The sequence below is a fragment of the Chryseobacterium sp. NG-CE01 genome, assembly GCF_055695505.1.
This window is the reverse complement of record NZ_CM146369.1, coordinates 3193185-3209646: the sequence shown is the minus strand read 5'-3', so window position 1 is coordinate 3209646 and position 16462 is coordinate 3193185. Positions and strand designations below refer to the sequence as shown.

13 protein-coding genes are annotated in these 16462 nt (G+C 37.7%); 6 read left to right on the top strand and 7 right to left on the bottom strand.

Annotation, left to right across the window (positions count from 1 at the left end; all coding sequences use genetic code 11):
• Positions 1-60: 60 nt before the first annotated feature.
• Both ACYT6F_RS14930 and ACYT6F_RS14925 read right to left on the bottom strand, forming a co-directional pair.
• Positions 61-927, bottom strand: a complete 867-nt coding sequence (locus tag ACYT6F_RS14930; RefSeq protein WP_002979276.1) for a sigma-70 family RNA polymerase sigma factor — start codon at positions 925-927, stop codon at positions 61-63.
• A 673-nt stretch (positions 928-1600) separates the two neighbouring features.
• Positions 1601-2392 (bottom strand): S1/P1 nuclease, encoded by a 792-nt coding sequence (locus tag ACYT6F_RS14925; RefSeq protein ID WP_472598428.1) that lies wholly within the window; start codon positions 2390-2392, stop codon positions 1601-1603.
• Between the two features lie 301 nt (positions 2393-2693).
• On the opposite strand from ACYT6F_RS14925, the gene ACYT6F_RS14920 reads away from it, so the two are divergent.
• From ACYT6F_RS14920 to ACYT6F_RS14905, 4 genes are all read left to right on the top strand, one after another.
• Positions 2694-3635, top strand: coding sequence for a type VI secretion system baseplate subunit TssG (locus tag ACYT6F_RS14920; protein WP_472598427.1), 942 nt, complete (start codon positions 2694-2696; stop codon positions 3633-3635).
• A 55-nt stretch (positions 3636-3690) separates the two neighbouring features.
• A complete protein-coding gene (locus tag ACYT6F_RS14915; protein WP_472598426.1) occupies positions 3691-4605 on the top strand; it encodes a TssN family type VI secretion system protein in 915 nt (304 codons plus the stop codon).
• Between the two features lie 11 nt (positions 4606-4616).
• On the top strand, positions 4617-5756 hold the full coding sequence (locus ACYT6F_RS14910) for a hypothetical protein (RefSeq protein ID WP_472598425.1): 1140 nt from the start codon (positions 4617-4619) through the stop codon (positions 5754-5756).
• A gap of 285 nt (positions 5757-6041) precedes the next feature.
• On the top strand, positions 6042-7220 hold the full coding sequence (locus ACYT6F_RS14905) for an aminotransferase class V-fold PLP-dependent enzyme (protein WP_472598424.1): 1179 nt from the start codon (positions 6042-6044) through the stop codon (positions 7218-7220).
• Positions 7221-7302: 82 nt separating this feature from the next.
• Here the strand turns inward: ACYT6F_RS14905 and ACYT6F_RS14900 are convergent, their stop codons facing one another.
• Positions 7303-7539 (bottom strand): hypothetical protein, encoded by a 237-nt coding sequence (locus ACYT6F_RS14900; RefSeq protein ID WP_472598423.1) that lies wholly within the window; start codon positions 7537-7539, stop codon positions 7303-7305.
• Between the two features lie 236 nt (positions 7540-7775).
• Positions 7776-10568, bottom strand: a complete 2793-nt coding sequence (gene uvrA / locus ACYT6F_RS14895) for an excinuclease ABC subunit UvrA (protein ID WP_472598422.1) — start codon at positions 10566-10568, stop codon at positions 7776-7778.
• A gap of 353 nt (positions 10569-10921) precedes the next feature.
• On the opposite strand from uvrA, the gene ACYT6F_RS14890 reads away from it, so the two are divergent.
• Entirely contained in the window at positions 10922-12733 is a 1812-nt protein-coding gene (locus tag ACYT6F_RS14890) for a TonB-dependent receptor plug domain-containing protein (protein WP_472598421.1), read from the top strand.
• A 74-nt stretch (positions 12734-12807) separates the two neighbouring features.
• Positions 12808-13530: a DUF2490 domain-containing protein gene (locus ACYT6F_RS14885; protein WP_472598420.1), complete on the top strand. Its 723-nt coding sequence runs from the start codon at positions 12808-12810 to the stop codon at positions 13528-13530.
• Between the two features lie 128 nt (positions 13531-13658).
• Here ACYT6F_RS14885 and ACYT6F_RS14880 read toward each other — a convergent pair whose 3' ends face one another.
• From ACYT6F_RS14880 to ACYT6F_RS14870, 3 genes are all read right to left on the bottom strand, one after another.
• Positions 13659-14105 (bottom strand): phosphohydrolase, encoded by a 447-nt coding sequence (locus ACYT6F_RS14880; protein ID WP_472598419.1) that lies wholly within the window; start codon positions 14103-14105, stop codon positions 13659-13661.
• Positions 14106-14209: 104 nt separating this feature from the next.
• A complete protein-coding gene (locus ACYT6F_RS14875; protein ID WP_472598418.1) occupies positions 14210-14491 on the bottom strand; it encodes a hypothetical protein in 282 nt (93 codons plus the stop codon).
• 156 nt (positions 14492-14647) lie between these two features.
• A complete protein-coding gene (locus ACYT6F_RS14870) occupies positions 14648-16426 on the bottom strand; it encodes an acyl-CoA dehydrogenase family protein (protein WP_472598417.1) in 1779 nt (592 codons plus the stop codon).
• Between the last annotated feature and the right edge of the window lie 36 nt (positions 16427-16462).

Sequence of the window (16462 nt, the reverse complement as noted above, 5' to 3'; positions counted from 1 at the left end):
TTTTGCAATAAAAAAACGGAGCCTGAAAATCAAGCTCCGCTACTATTTTTAACTTAAAAATTATTTACCCAGGTAAGATTTTAAGATCTTGCTTCTGGTGTTGTGTTTCAATCTCTTGATCGCTTTTTCTTTGATCTGGCGCACTCTCTCTCTCGTAAGATCAAAAGTTTCACCGATTTCCTCTAAAGTCATCGGATGTTTTCCGTTCAGACCGAAGTATAATCTTACAAGATCAGCCTCTCTTGGAGTAAGGGTATTCAATGCTCTTTCGATCTCAATCTGTAGCGATTCAAGCATCAGATCTTTATCCGGGCTCGGTGATTCACCTGAACGTAATACATCATAAAGATTGGAATCTTCACCTTCTACCAAAGGTGCATCCATAGACAAATGTCTTCCGGAATTTTTCATTGATTCCTTAATATCTTCCTCGCTCATATCAAGAACTTCTGCCAGTTCCTCCGGTGAAGGCGGTCTTTCGTTTTCCTGTTCAAGGTGAGCGTAAGCTTTATTGATCTTGTTGATAGATCCGATTTTGTTCAATGGCAATCTTACAATTCTCGACTGTTCTGCCAAAGCCTGTAAGATCGACTGACGAATCCACCAAACTGCGTAAGAGATAAATTTGAAACCTCTAGTCTCATCGTACCTTTTTGCCGCTTTCATAAGTCCCAGGTTACCTTCATTGATCAAATCCGGTAAAGAAAGACCCTGATTTTGGTATTGTTTAGAAACGGATACTACGAAACGAAGGTTAGCTTTGATTAATTTTTCCAGCGCAGCTCTGTCGCCGGCACGGATTCTTTGTGCTAATTCTACTTCTTCGTCCGCAGTAATCAATTCAACTTTACCAATTTCCTGCAAATACTTGTCTAATGAAGCAGTTTCCCTGTTGGTTACCTGCTTAGTGATTTTTAATTGTCTCATCTATTTTTTCCTCGAAAAAGAGTTTCTATAATATTATACGTATGAGAAACATAAAAGGTTACAAATATTTCAATTAATTTTTATTGAATTAAATTACATCTGGGAAAATAATTGTAAATTACGCGTTCTGCACTCTCTAAGGCGATTTTTAATTCCAGCATTACTTAGATATATTATCAAAAAATTTCAATCTTTTTAAGTCTTAATTGAGTTGAGTCTTTATTGTTAGAAGCTTCTTCCCGCTTTCCGCACTCGCTATTTTTATTGGTTTGAGCGCGGCGGCTTTGCCGCCGCGCTCAAACCAATAAAAATGAGCTCAAACAAAGCTCCAATCGGGGCTAAGATAGAGGTCAAAATATTCCACTAGATATGATAAAAGAATTTCACTATTCAATTGTTCAACAATATTTACTTTATCAAACCACCCCGTCAAAAATTCTTGCAGAATTTCCGCCACCCCTCCAAAGGAGGGGAATTTTATGATGCCAATAAAATATCCACAATATTTGTCATCCTGAAAGGATCTAAACCAAGCTTAAACAATATGTTGAGATGCTTCCAGCACGACAAACTACATGTAATTGATTAAAAAAAGCGAAACCGAAGTTCCGCTCATATCATCTTAACAAATAGTAAATTGACCTTTCACTATTTATTCACTTTAAGCTCATCGTTAAAAAAGATCATTCAGCCATTTTGCCAGTCTTAATCCACCGTATAAAAGCTGTCTTTCCATCGTATTATTAAATTTATACTGATAATCGTAAGACAGTTTAGAATCATTTGGTGTCTGTGCATAAATGGTATTGGCAATTTTATGAGAATCATACAGCCAGTCTTCAAGCGTTCCTTTCTGGATGTCTTTCACTTCCTCATCAGATTTAATGTCTAATAATGCTGCATATTCGGTATAGCTGTATTTTTGAGAATCTACCAGTTTTCCGTCCCAAACAGAATGCAAATTGGTCTTATCGCCAAAATAAGTAACATTAATTTTATTTCCTCCCAGATCTTCAGCTCTTCCTACGTGTAGAGGCTGCGCAAGATCACCCATAATATGGATAAGGAAAATCAAAGCAATTTTACGATCTTTATCAGAAGTCTTTTCATCCTTAATCTGACTCGAAAGAACATTCACCTGAGTATACAAACTCGGCCCGGCCTGTCCTTTCAGCTTTTCTTCAAAAATTTTGAAATCAGTCTGCGGATCGATGTTCACATAATGCCACGCTGATGCCTGCTTCCACGCACCTGTTGTATCAGATTTAATAAAATCCGGCCAGTTGGCCCAGTACGCAAGACGTTCCCTCCCCATCATTTTTTTAATTTCCTTCCTTGCTTTTCCGGAAAGATGATTTTCGGCAATTTCAGCAATAATTCTGTGTCCCGTTAATCCCCATGCATACGAATAAAGCGAAGTTGCCATGAATGCCAAAATCAGCATCTTAGAATAAATACTTTTCATTGTAAATAACATTTTCAGGCTGCAAAGATACAGTTAATTTTAAGGTTAAGATCAAGGTTGAAAGAAGGTTTGGGAAATTTAATCAAATCTTAATTTCAATTAAGTTGAGGCTAACGTTCAGTTGTGACGCTAATTTATTCATATGATTTAATCTTGATCTTAGTCTCAGTCTCAACCTTATTTTTACTGTTTGTTCTTTTACTCAAAATTATTTACTATTTTAGAATAAAATTAATCAAAAATTATTTTTTCAATAATTTGAGATATACTAATTTTATAAGCCAAAATCACAGCGTACACTATGTATGAAAACAATATTGTAGAGATGCATTACAATAAACTGCAGACAGATTTCAAAGCGGAAGCTGTGGCAGTAAACCTCTTGAAATACCACAGAGCAGTAAGCAATATATTTATCCAGAGAATCGGCATTAACGACCGGGCCTATCTTAAAGACATTAAAAGCATTACGAGCGATTATCTCGGCTTCGATGAAGAAGTTTTCGTCATTGAAACCTACAGGGAAGGCATTTACGACTATCTTCCTGAAGGCCTTTTCCACCCGCCGTCACTGGGCGCAACACGGAAAAACGTCGAAAGTGTCGTAAAAGAAATCCGCAAACAGAAAAAGGTAGAAGAAGATGCGAGAAAGTTTTTCAGGCCTTTTGAACTCGAGGTTTTCTTTACTGAAATCAGTGCCCTGCTGAAAGAGTTCGATTTTGAAATAGCCAGCGATACCGATGCATTGCTTACAACGGTAAGTGAACTCTGGCCGCTCATCAAAATGATGGATAAGCAGAATGCTTATATATTTATCTATATTTTACCGTTTTTTCACCAGATTCGCGGAGATAAGGCATGGTTTGAAAAATGCATGACTGCTTTTCTGCAGATTCCGGTGCAAGTAACTTTTGCACCCAATATTATTGATGGAGTGGAAGAGGAAGATGACTCCATGCTGTTGGGAAATTCCCGCCTCGGTGTGACGTACATCCCAAGCGGGAAACATATGGACGGACAGCGAAACTGGGTGGTCAACATCGGACCTATTCCTTATACTGAAATGAAAAAGTATATCGACGGCAGTCCTTTCCGCAAGGTGCTTGACGCGATGTACGATTACTTCCTTCCGGTGAGTGTGGATATTGAAGAAAATTTCATCACCGAAAAAGAGGAGTTTTCATTTGCTCTGGAAGACGATGAAAGAAATTCAAACAGGCTCGGATACTCTACATTCCTCTGAAAATTTTTAACTATATTTACTAAACCAATTAAAAATATTAATTCGAAAAAGACACATGGAAATTTCTTCAGTAAAGGGAATCTTTTTAAGGTATATTCTTATGCCCTTATTTGCGGTTATTATGATGGTAATCCTCGGAGTTATCAGAAGAAATAAGCCTGCAATAAAGATCAAAACCATTATTATTTACGTTCTGCTTTGCAGTTTATGTCTTGCGATTCCGGGATTCTTCGGATTTGCGGGGAATCTTTTCAATCCGTACTGGTATCTCATTGCGCAGGTCATTTATCTTGTTCTGGGAATAATTCATGTCAATCTTTCAGACAGATATTTCAAGAAACATTTTAGTTCTTTAACGAAAAGCATATTATTTGAATCCGTCTTATCCATTACCTGCATAGGTTTCGGAGGCTATCTTTTTTACCTGATTTTTACCTGGATAAGCAGGGGAACAGGTTACCCGGTAATGGCAGCAACAAGTATCTTAACATTTCTCGTTCCGTTGGTCTTCCATTATTGCTATGTTCAGCTGATCAGTATTCCTGTTGATATTTACAAGACCTGGCGCTATTCTCCGGATCAGAAGCTCCCGGATTTTGAAGGAGCGGACTTTGACCGGTTAATGGTGTTAAATGTTGAATTAAGCAAAAATCTTGAAGATGCCAACAGGTTCAGGATTAAAGCCAAAACACTGCCTACAGGAATTACTTTTGGCGACTGGTTCTACAGGGTTGTAGACGATTATAATCATAAAAACCCGAACTCGGTTATCCATTTATCAGATCAGGAACGCGAACCATATTACTGGATTTTCTATACTAAAAAGTCATTCTTCAGCTTTAGAAAATATATTGATTTTGATCAGGACATCACAGAAAACAGAATCTCTGAAAATGATGTGGTGATCTGTAAAAGAGTCATCCAGCATGAAGAAGAAGGAATACGAAGAACACAATCTCACACCATCTAAAAATATTGAATATGATACAGCCTATTAAGCATTTTGCCATCAATTGGGTTGACGGGATGAAGGTTTCCCAGAGACATCTTAATGATCAGGATAATTTTTTAATCGATACCATCAGAGATTCCAGTTCACTGGGGATCACCGCATATAATTACGGGCTTTTGCCTATCTCAAATGAATTTACAGACCGCACTATTTTTGATGTCCACAATACGGCCACAAATGATGTACAATTAGTCATTAAGCGTTGCAGTGCAGTAACTCTTGCCGGTTACAGGATAGAGCTGACTGATAGAAGAGTAAGTGTGAAATCTCTTGCAAAGCTGATGAATGAAGAGCAGGCAGATGGCGATTATTATATTTTAATTTCGGTAAATCCTTTTGATAAAGTGCCTTTCGGAGATATTGATCCTGAAGAAATTCCGCCTCGTCATCCGAATACACAGCCGAACCATCACATTGAACTGCTTCCGGTGACATCGCTGAACAGCAGCTATTCGGGAGGAAATTACCTTATCATCGGTAAGGTTGATCTCAAAGGGAATATTGCCCAGGTAGATTCTAATTTTATCCCGCCATGTACTTCGGTTCAGAGCCATCCGGCACTGCTGGATTATTACAATACTTTTGCAAAGTCTATCGGAAATCTTCAGCAATATGCCTTTAAAATCATTCAGAAAGTATCCCATAAAAACCAGAATACCGCTTTGGCGCAGAATGTTAAGTTTTTATGCAATACCATGATCAATACATTCGGAGATATGTATTTCCAGTTCCGGAATATTACGCCGTATCAGCCGCCGGTATTCCTGATCGAAGCTTTTTCAAAACTTGCTCTTCGTTTATACAATGCCACCCAGGTTTTAGTACCTGCAGAGCTTGAAGAAATGCTTAATTACAGCTTAGAATGGAGCGAAATTGCACCGCATACTTTGCTGAATCAGCTTTCTATTGTAGCAGAAACCAATTATGACCATCACAACTGCGGTGAGCCGTTATTATACATTCAGCAGATGCTGAAAAGTCTTGAAACGATCTTCGCCAAATTAAGCGAACTTGATTACATCGGACAGAGAAAAGAAAACATCATCGTTAACGAACAGGAAGTCTCCAACAATAATAATCCGAAGAGAGGCTGGAGCGTTTTAGATTAAATACAAAATATTTTAAATATTGATCCCGAAATTTTTTATTCGGGATTTTTTATATATAAAAAATTGTTTCAAATTTTATTTAACCACAAAGACCAGAAAGACTATTTTAAGTGCTTATTAGATAAACAATGTTCTCAAGAGAAAATCAAAACTATTGTCTTCTTTATTCTCCATATTAATTAACTTTAAATATTAAAAGTATATAAATCATTTGCATCTTTTGCAGTTAAAACTTAAATCAGTAAACATAATTACGATCAACTAAGATTAAAATCATTTTTACAAATGAATACAGAAAAAATACGACAGGATACCAAAGGACTTTCGGACGGAAAAATTTTTCTTAATAATGCGGGATCATCGCTGATGCCATCAATTGTGGTAGATTCAATGAAAGAATATCTTGAACTGGAAGAACAGATAGGAGGATATGAAACAGCAAACAGAAAAGCAGATATTCTGGAAAAATTCTATGATGAAGCCGCAAGACTGATCAATGCAAAACCTTCCAATATTGCTTTTGCAACAAGTGCTACGGAGGCTTACGCCAAAGCATTATCCAGCATTATGTTTAAAGAAGGCGATGTTATCATTACAACCGCTGATGATTATATTTCCAATCAGATTACTTTTATCTCGTTGCAGAAGAAATTAAAATTAAAAGTTCTACGAACTAAAAATCTGCCTGACAATGAACTGGATCTTGAAGATCTGGAAAAATTAATTAAAGAGTACGATCCCAGATTAATCGCGGTAACCCATATTCCTACAAATTCGGGCTTGATCCAGAATGTGGAAGGTGTCGGAAGACTCTGTAAACAATATGATATTCTGTATCTCGTTGATGCTTGCCAGTCGGTCGGTCAGCTTGGTGTAGATGTTGAAAAAATAGGCTGTGATTTTTTATCGGCTACGGGAAGAAAATTCATGCGGGGACCAAGAGGAACCGGGTTTTTATATGTTTCGGATAAAATTTTAGAACAGAATTATGCACCGCTTCTCTTAGATATGAGAGGAGCAGACTGGACTGAATTTGACGATTATCAATTATTTAAAAACGCAAAAAGATTTGAAAGCTGGGAAATTTCCTACGCTTCTTTAATGGGTTTCACGCATGCTTTACAATATGCCAATACTATCGGTTTACATGCCATAGAGCATTACAATAAAGGGTTGTCTGAAAGATTAAGGAATGCCCTGAGAGACAGTGGTTTCAACATTTGGGACTGGGGAAAAAATCTGAGCAGCATTATTACTTTTTCCGGTCCGGATGGCGATTTGAATAGGATTCAGAAGGTGTTGAAAGAAAACAATATATTCTTTTCAGTAACACATAAAAACTCCGCTTTAATAGATTTTACCAGGAAAAATCTTAATGGGATTGTGCGGTTATCGCCTCATTATTTCAATACCATGGAGGAAATTGATACCGTATCAGAATTATTAAAGCAAAGCCTGCTATAGCTTATTATTGAAAACATTTTTATCATTCACATGCCTGTTTTTAAAGACGGATAATTGAAATTTAAGCCCAAAAACAGGATTTTCATTTTACATTTATAAGCTGTAAATCATTGAAAAATAACAAATTGTACTTGATTGTCTCTGCGGAGTGGTTGATTGCCTCTTCGGAATGGTTGATTGTCTCTGCGGAGCGGTTGATTGTCTCTGCTGAGCAGTTGATCGGTTCGTCGGAGTAGTTGATTTCCGATTCGAAACGGTTGGCAGTGCATTCGAAACTCCTGATCGTCTCATCTAAGTGGATGATTATTATTTCTGACAAGTTGAACCCGTTATTGAAACAATTGAATGATCTATTGTACTGCTTATGAGTTTTTAATATTGTATACATACAAGAGTTTTTAATTCGTCGGTTCGGAAATGCAATGGAGAAACCGTATTGAGAACCTATAATTAAACATCCATTCCCGATACAAAATTCTTTCAGAATTTTACCCGAATTAACGTACTAACTACACACGTCAACAAAAAAAGAGAGTCTTTCGACTCTCTTCATTTTTATTGTTCCAGCTTTTCTTTAATATATTTTGCTGTGTGTGATTTTTTATTTTTGGCAAGATCCTCAGGAGTTCCCGTAAATACGACTTCTCCACCGTGTTTTCCTGCTTCCGGACCAATATCAATAATGTAATCCGCACATTTGATAATATCCGGCTGGTGCTCAATGACAATCACCGAATGACCGAGATCAATCAGCGCCTGCAATGACTTCAGTAATTTCTGAATATCATGGAAATGCAAGCCGGTGGATGGTTCATCAAAAATAAATAATGTCTTGTCTGTCGTAACGCCTTTTACAAGAAATGACGCCAGTTTTACACGCTGTGCTTCTCCGCCTGAAAGAGTAGAAGAGCTTTGTCCCAGCTGCAGATATCCCAATCCAACTTCCTGTAAAGGCTTTAGTTTGGTTACAATTTTTTCTTCTCGGTTATCTTTGAAAAATTCCAGCGCATCATCTACGGTCATGTGAAGAATATCCGAAATATTCTTTTCGTCGTATCTTACTTCCAGGATCTCACTTTTAAAACGGGTTCCTTTACAAACTTCGCATTCCAGCTCTATATCTGCCATGAACTGCATCGATACATTGATGACACCTTCGCCTTTACACTCATCACATCTTCCGCCGTCAACATTAAAAGAAAAATGCTTCGGTTTGTAGCCCATCATTTTGGCTACTTTCTGTTTGGCAAACAAATCTCTGATGTCATCATAAGCTTTAAGATAGGTCACCGGATTGGAACGTGAAGATTTCCCGATCGGGTTCTGGTCGATCAGCTCAATATGCTTGATGAGTTTTTTAGGAAAATCAACGGAGTCGTAATCTCCTTTTTTACCGCCCATTCCCAGCTGAATCTGGATGTCGTTGGTAAGGATTTCCTTCATTAAGGTAGACTTTCCGCTTCCAGAAACCCCGGAAATAACCACAAGATTCTCAAGCGGCACATCTACATCAACATTTTTAAGATTATTCTGCCGCGCTCCTTTGATCTGAATCCATTCTTTGGCTTTCCTCCGTTCTTTAGGAATTTCTATTTCCAGTCTTCCTGTAAGATATTTAGATGTTAAAGTATCAGCATCTTTAAGTTCTTTATAATCTCCTGCAAATACTAATTCTCCTCCAAGATATCCTGCTTCGGGACCGATATCGATAATATAATCAGCTGCTCTCATTACATCTTCATCATGCTCTACGACGATCACCGTATTCCCGAGGTCGCGAAGGTTTTTCAGAACGCCGATCAGATTTTCCGTATCCCTGGAATGCAGTCCTATGGATGGTTCATCAAGAATATAAATTGAACCAACAAGAGAACTTCCCAGACTTGTTGCCAGGTTGATCCTTTGGCTTTCACCACCTGAGAGTGTATTGGAAGTACGGTTAAGGGTTAAATATCCTAATCCCACCTTCAATAAAAACTCAATCCTTGTGGTTATTTCATATAACAGCCTTTTGGCTACCTCCTGATCATGCTCAGAGAGTTTTAAATCTTTTATCAGCGCAAACAGCTCATCCAAAGGCAATTCGATCATCGACTGGATATTATGGCCGTCGATCTTCACCCAGCTGGTTTCTTCACGCAGCCTCAGTCCTTCACAGGTAGGACATAATGTTTTTCCACGGTATCGGGAAAGCATTACCCTGTACTGTATCTTATATAAATTTTCTTCAAGCATTCTGAAGAAATTATCAATAGATGGGAATGTGCTTTTCCCGTCACCTTTCCAGAGGTATTTTTTCTGCTCTTTGGTAAGCTGGTGATAAGGTTTATGAATCGGGAATTCTTTAGCTTTTTTAATAAAGTCTTTTTTCCATTCGCTCATGCTTTCGCCCCGCCATGAAGCTACCGCATCTTCAAAAATGGAAAGCGCCTTATTGGGAACCACAAGATCTTCATCAATCCCGATTACTTTTCCGTATCCTTCACAGGTAGGGCAGGCTCCGTAAGGATTATTAAAGCTGAAAAAATGAACATTCGGTTCAAGGAATTCTATTCCGTCCAGCTCAAATTTGTTGGAAAATTCTTTTACTTTTCCGGTATCGGTATTCTTCAGGTGACAGTATCCTCGTCCTTCGTAGAAAGCCATCTGAATAGAATCTGCAAGACGTTGCAGGAAACTTTCATCTTCTTCGTACGAAAACCGGTCAATCACCAGATTGATTTCCATATTCTTTTCGGGGGTGAATCCGAAGCTTTCCAGATCTTCTATTCCGGCTACATTACCGTTGATCTCAAGCCTTGTAAATCCGGCAAGCTTGAGGACATTTAGATTTTCCGCAAAATTATCCGCATCATAATCCAGCGGAGCGGTTAATAAGAATGACGAATCTTTTTTGGATGCTTTAATAAAATCCACTACATCAGAAACCGAATCTTTTTTAACCTCTTCGCCTGAAACAGGGGAAAATGTTCTTCCGATTCTTGCAAAAAGAAGTTTCAGATAATCGTAAATTTCCGTTGAAGTTCCTACTGTAGACCGCGGGTTGGAAGAAATTACTTTCTGCTGGATGGCGATGGAAGGGGCAAGCCCTTTGATATCGTCAACTTTCGGTTTTTCCAGTTTACCTAAAAACTGTCGTGCGTAGGAGCTCAGACTCTCTACATATCTTCTCTGTCCTTCCGCATAAATGGTATCAAAAGCCAGTGAAGATTTTCCGCTTCCGGAAACTCCTGTAATGACAATCAGCTTATTTTTCGGGATAAGAACATCAATGTGTTTCAGATTGTTAAGATGTGCGTTCTTAACGAATATCTGTTTTTTAATATCTATATCTGTTGTTTTAGCCATAGTAAAATTAAGACTAACAAAATTACGAAATTCTGACGGATTTATGACGGTTAATTAGGCGCTAATTCCTTACCCGGTTTTAGATCATATTTCTATGCATTTAACATAATTTTATTGAGAAATGATTGTATACTATTGTAAATTTATTTAACATTGCAGGATAAAATGTAATTAGATATGAGAAAGTTCTTAAGAGATCTGATTACACATCTGATGAGAAAAAGATAACAACGATAATTCACCGAAAATGCAGTTTTTAAGAACTGCATTTTTTTTATGACAACTATCATTTGTATGTCTTGATGAACTCCACTACTTTTGGCGTCACAAATAATTAACTATAATTCTGACATATGATACGAAGAGCAGGAAGTATTTTTTTTCTCGGAACTTTATTTTTCGCCCAGGCACAGGAAAAGTCTACTGATATCGAGACCATTGAGATTCAGGGGAAGTTTTTTTCCACACCGTATAAAAGTGCCAACCAGAATATCACTGTTATCACGAGGGAAGAAATTATCAATTCTCCTGCAAAAAGTATTGATGAGATCCTGCAGCAGGTCACCGGAATGGATATCAGAAGGAGAGGTGCCAACGGGGTGCAGAGTGATATTGGTTTCCGGGGAAGCTCTTTTGAACAGGTACTTCTGCTTCTTAACGGAATCCGTATGAATGATTCCCAGACGGGGCATAATTCGATGAACCTTCCTGTAGATCTTGACGACGTGGAAAGAATTGAAGTCATAAAAGGTCCGGCAGCGAGGCGTTTCGGGCAAAATGCGTATGCCGGCGTTATCAATATCATCACCAGAATAGATCCGGGGAAAAGGGTAAAAGTAAATGTTGAAGGCGGAGATTATAAAACCTATGAACTGGGGTTCAGCGCACAGGTGGGAAATGAAAAATTTTCCAATTCCTTACAGGCGAATTCTTCCGGCTCACAAGGATATATGTACAATACGGATTATGAAATCAGGAATGTTTTTTATCAGAGCAAGCTGAATATAAAAGACGGAAGCATCAGACTTCAGGCAGGTTTTTCTGAAAAGAAATTCGGGGCCAACGGATTTTATGCATCAAAAGCCGCCACCGAGCAATATGAGGAAGTACAGGCTTCCGTAATCAGTCTTGCTCATCAGCAGACGTTTGGAAAATTAAAGTTAAATTCAAATATATATTGGCGAAGAGGGCAGGATATGTACCTTTTTAACAGGCAAAATCCTGAAATCTACCGCAATATGCATATCGGAAATAATATAGGAGGAGAGGTTAATTCCAGCTATGACTGGTCACTTGGTACAACCGGAATTGGGGTTGAACTGAGAAAAGAATTTCTGGCAAGCAATAATCTTGGAGAAAGAAACCGCTTTGTATCTCAGGTATTTTTCGAGCATCATTTTTCTTTGCTGGACAAAAAACTGAATATCAGTCCGGGAATATCCTGGGCCAATTATTCTAATGAAGGAAACTTTTTCTATCCGGGGCTGGATGTAGGATACAGCTTCAACCAGAATAACAAAGTGTACGGAAATATTGCAAGAGTTCATCGTATTCCTACTTTCACCGATCTTTATTATACCAGCAAAACCGAACAGGGAAATCCTGATCTTTTACCTGAAAATGCAGTCTATGCAGAAATCGGGTATCAGTTTCAGACCAAAAATTTATTAGCCAAAATAAGCGGTTTTCTGAGAGATACGAATGACGCTATTGACTGGACAAAAATGAAACCGGAAGATCCTGTATGGTACGCTCAAAACATTGGGCAGACAACCGTAAAAGGAATTGAGGCAGAATTTAATCACCGCCTGAAGGACTGGCTGAAATATACTGTCGGATATACTTATCTCGATAACCAGTTAAACAAGCCTGCGGATTTTTCGGCAAGATATCTGCTGGATAATTTAAAGCATCAGTTTATTGCCAAACTGGAGACACGCTTCCTGAAAAACTTCACCAATGAAATTGTCTACCGATATAACGAAAGGCTGAACAACGGCAGCTACAATCTCGTGGATGATAAATTAAGTTTTGTTAAAAAAGATTTTTCGGTGTATGTTTTGATTAATAATTTAACAAATACTTCATATACAGAAACATTCGGGGTTCCAATGCCGCAAAGGTGGTTTCATATAGGATTATCTTACAATTTTAATATTAAATAATTGTTAACTATTGATGAATTAAAGTTAATATTAATAAATTGTTAATTAATTTACATTTGCAAAATTTTTTTTAGATGAAATTCTCATTAGGATTAGGCTTGGGGCTATTTTTAAGTGTAACATTCTTCAAAGCACAGGAACATATTTCCAGCTTCAATGCACTGACCATAACGTATAAATTTCATCCGAAATTTTTTCTTTACGCAGAAGGACAGTCGAGAGGAATACAGGAATATACCTATCCGGATTATTATGAGATAAAAGGAGGGCTAGGCTACAACCTTACTAAAAATCACAAACCTTTTATCGGATTGGGAAGATACGCCACTTATAAAGACAGGAAGATAAGCAGGGAAGAATTCAGGGTCTGGCTTCAGGATGTTATTGATTTCAAGAAAGGCATTGTTAAATTTGAAAACAGGCTGCGAGCTGAAAAAAGCTGGTTCTATGATCCTCAAACCAGCAAAAGTTCTGAGAGAACCCGTTACAGATACCGCCTGAACGTAAGTGTTCCCCTCAATGCAAAAGAGGTAAAAAGAGGAACTGTTTTTGCCAACGTGTATGACGAGATTTTTCTGGTAAGTCCCATGAAGCCTACTTTTGCCAGGAACAGGCTATATGGCGGTTTCGGTTATCAGATTGACGATTATTTCGGAATTGTCGGAGGATACTTGTGGCAGAGGGAATTTGAAGCTTCAGGAAATAAAAATTTCCATTTTGTATACCTGGCTTTAAATATCAATATCGACGGGACGAAGCATCCCAAAAAGACCTATGACTTCCCCGGTGCGGATTAAACTGTTTTTTAATTTTTTGCATTGAATTAACTTTATGGTTACAATGAGATGATAATGTTAGTTAAAGTGACATTTAATCATCCGCATATAACGAGCATAGTCGCTCATCGATCATTAGTCATTTTTATCTAATATTTTTCAATCAGGTAATGGTAAGCTTTAAGATATTTGTTAAATCTTTTGATGTCTTTAGGAGTCAGCTCTCTGTTTACTCTTCGAAGATCCATATTATCCCTTAAATCATTAAGTTTTACGGCAACGGCTAGTGGAGAGCGCTCGGTTCTTCTTACAAAATCATCATACTCTTCATCCGGGTCAAACTTTGTGAGGCAGCTGATCGCAAAAATGATATATTCCGGAAAACCTTCGCCACGCAGATAATCCAGGCTGTATTCCTGAGGATGATCTTCAACGACATCATGCAGAACGCCTACAATTTTTTCGTCCATGGTTTTTCCGTATTCCATTACACGCATGACGTGGGCAATGTACGGCGCATGATATTTATCTGTCTGTCCTTTGTGTGCCTTATCGGCTATTTTTATCGCTCTGTTGAGTAGTTCTTCTTTTGTCATCTTCACTAAGTAGAGTACAAAAATAAAAAATGCCTCAACATCTGAGACATTTTTTTAATAATAATTTCGTGTAATAAGGATGTCTTCCTGAATTTCAAATATAATTATTGACGTTCCTTGCGTTTATCAGGTGCTATCGAATTAAGCATCTTATAATCCGTAGTATCTTTTCTTTTATCTTTAAGGCTTGAATATACCGATTCATCAGGTTTTGCGGAAGGCATTCTGTATATTTTTCTCTGAGAATCGGCCGGCTTTATTTGTTTATCAGGGAAATAAAACTTATTCTGTTTTGTAGTATCAGGAGGTATCAGAAGTTTCTTTTCTTTTTGCTGTCCCGAAGAGGACACTGCAATCAATAGAACCGGAATTATTAGTAATTTCATTAATAAAACTTTTACGATTAAACTATAGGTCTGTATTGTAAAACAACTTAAGCATCATTTTTATTACATTCTACAGTTTATTTTGTTATTTATTTGCTGCAATAAAAAAGCGTCTCAACATTGAGACGCCTTGAAATCAAATTTATATATAAAAGACTAATAAGCTCCTTTTTCAATATAATGGGCAGCAATTTTTTCTGTTAATGCCACTACATTCGGATGATTCGTATATTTTGTAAACCTTCTTAATCCGGACAGCATCATTCTCTGCTCATCGCCTTCAGCAAAAGAAACAATTCCTTCTTTGGCAGCGGTAATGATTTTTTCAACGGCTTTGTAAAGATTCAGCTGAGCCATTGCTGCTTCTACAGAATCCGGTGAGAAATGTTTTTCAGCTCTCAACACTGTAGATTCTGCCATATAGATCTGGTTAAGAATTTCAGAAGCATTCAATAACAAATGCTGCTGTTTCTCAATATCCATCATATATTTCTGAAGCGCAGCTCCCGAAACCATTAAGAATACTTTTTTAAGATTGGCAATGATCGCTTTTTCTTCACTCATAAAAGCAGAGTAGTCAGGAACCTCAAACGACGGAATACCCATCAATTCTTTACTTATTGCCATTGCCGGAGACAATAAGTCTAATTCTCCTTTCATTGCTCTTTTGATCAGCATTCCAACGGCAAGAAGTCTGTTGATTTCGTTGGTTCCTTCATAAATTCTTCCGATTCTCGCATCTCTCCATGCAGATTCCATTGGAGTATCTTCTGAGAATCCCATTCCTCCATATATCTGGATTCCTTCATCTGCTGTATTTTGAGTAAGATCTGAAACAAAAACTTTAAGAATTGATGCTTCTACCGCAAATTCTTCAACCCCTTTTAATTCAGCCTGCTGATGATCCATTCCGCCTGCAACTAATTCTGCAATTTTATCTTCAACATTTTTTGCCAAACGGTAAGAGCCTGCTTCACTTACAAAAACTCCGGTGGCCATTTCTGCAATTTTCTTTCTGATCGCTCCGAAAGTTGAGATAGAAACACCAAATTGTTTTCTTTCATTTGAATATTGAATAGAGTGGTTTAAGATTCTTCTTTGTCCGTCAAGATTTGCTGCAGCTAACTTGATTCGGCCCACATTCAATGCGTTTAGAGCGATTTTGAAACCGTTATTTCTTTCACCCAGCATATTTTCAACAGGAACTTTCATATCATTGAAAAAAACCTGACGGGTAGAAGACGAACGGATTCCTAATTTATGCTCTTCCTCACCGAAAGTTAAGCTTTCAGGATTTTCAAGTTCAGAACGGTTGATGACGAATCCTGTGATGTTTTTATCATCATCTATTTTAGCAAACAAAGTGAATGTATCTGCAAAACCTGCATTGGAAATCCACATTTTTTGTCCATTGATGATGTAATGTTTTCCATCCTCAGATAATTTCGCTCTTGTTTTCCCGGAGTTGGCATCAGAACCGGCATCGGGTTCCGTTAAACAATAAGCTCCGAATTTTGTTCCAGTAGCCAGATCCGGAAGATATTTCTTTTTTAATTCCTCACTTCCGTAAAGAAGGGTTGGAAGCGTTCCGATTCCCGTGTGAGCTCCGTAAGCTGTTGCCAATGAGCCATTTCCTCCCGAAACATAATCGCAAGCCAGCATTGTACTGACGAATCCCATTCCAAGACCGCCATATTCTTCAGGAACAGTGATTCCCAGCATTCCCATTTCTCCCAGTTTACGCATTGTTTCTTCCGTTAATGCATAATCTTTTTTCTCAAAACGATCATGATGCGGAACGACTTCTCTGTCTATAAATTCTTTCGCAGAATCGCGAAGCATTTTCTGTTCTTCATTCAGTTCTTCAAGACTGAAGATTTCGTTTGCAGGAATTTCTTTAATTAAGAATTCACCACCTTTTACTATATTTCCCATTTAATACTTGTTTTTATTTATTTTTTGAGACTTTTA

What these genes read in the sequence shown, in the direction of transcription:
- ACYT6F_RS14930 (WP_002979276.1), bottom strand. Translation starts at nt 927, where the DNA reads ATGAGACAATTAAAAATCACTAAGCAGGTAACCAACAGGGAAACTGCT.
- ACYT6F_RS14925 (WP_472598428.1), bottom strand. Translation starts at nt 2,392, where the DNA reads ATGAAAAGTATTTATTCTAAGATGCTGATTTTGGCATTCATGGCAACT.
- ACYT6F_RS14920 (WP_472598427.1), top strand. Translation starts at nt 2,694, where the DNA reads ATGTATGAAAACAATATTGTAGAGATGCATTACAATAAACTGCAGACA.
- ACYT6F_RS14915 (WP_472598426.1), top strand. Translation starts at nt 3,691, where the DNA reads ATGGAAATTTCTTCAGTAAAGGGAATCTTTTTAAGGTATATTCTTATG.
- ACYT6F_RS14910 (WP_472598425.1), top strand. Translation starts at nt 4,617, where the DNA reads ATGATACAGCCTATTAAGCATTTTGCCATCAATTGGGTTGACGGGATG.
- ACYT6F_RS14905 (WP_472598424.1), top strand. Translation starts at nt 6,042, where the DNA reads ATGAATACAGAAAAAATACGACAGGATACCAAAGGACTTTCGGACGGA.
- uvrA (WP_472598422.1), bottom strand. Translation starts at nt 10,568, where the DNA reads ATGGCTAAAACAACAGATATAGATATTAAAAAACAGATATTCGTTAAG.
- ACYT6F_RS14890 (WP_472598421.1), top strand. Translation starts at nt 10,922, where the DNA reads ATGATACGAAGAGCAGGAAGTATTTTTTTTCTCGGAACTTTATTTTTC.
- ACYT6F_RS14885 (WP_472598420.1), top strand. Translation starts at nt 12,808, where the DNA reads ATGAAATTCTCATTAGGATTAGGCTTGGGGCTATTTTTAAGTGTAACA.
- ACYT6F_RS14880 (WP_472598419.1), bottom strand. Translation starts at nt 14,105, where the DNA reads ATGACAAAAGAAGAACTACTCAACAGAGCGATAAAAATAGCCGATAAG.
- ACYT6F_RS14875 (WP_472598418.1), bottom strand. Translation starts at nt 14,491, where the DNA reads ATGAAATTACTAATAATTCCGGTTCTATTGATTGCAGTGTCCTCTTCG.
- ACYT6F_RS14870 (WP_472598417.1), bottom strand. Translation starts at nt 16,426, where the DNA reads ATGGGAAATATAGTAAAAGGTGGTGAATTCTTAATTAAAGAAATTCCT.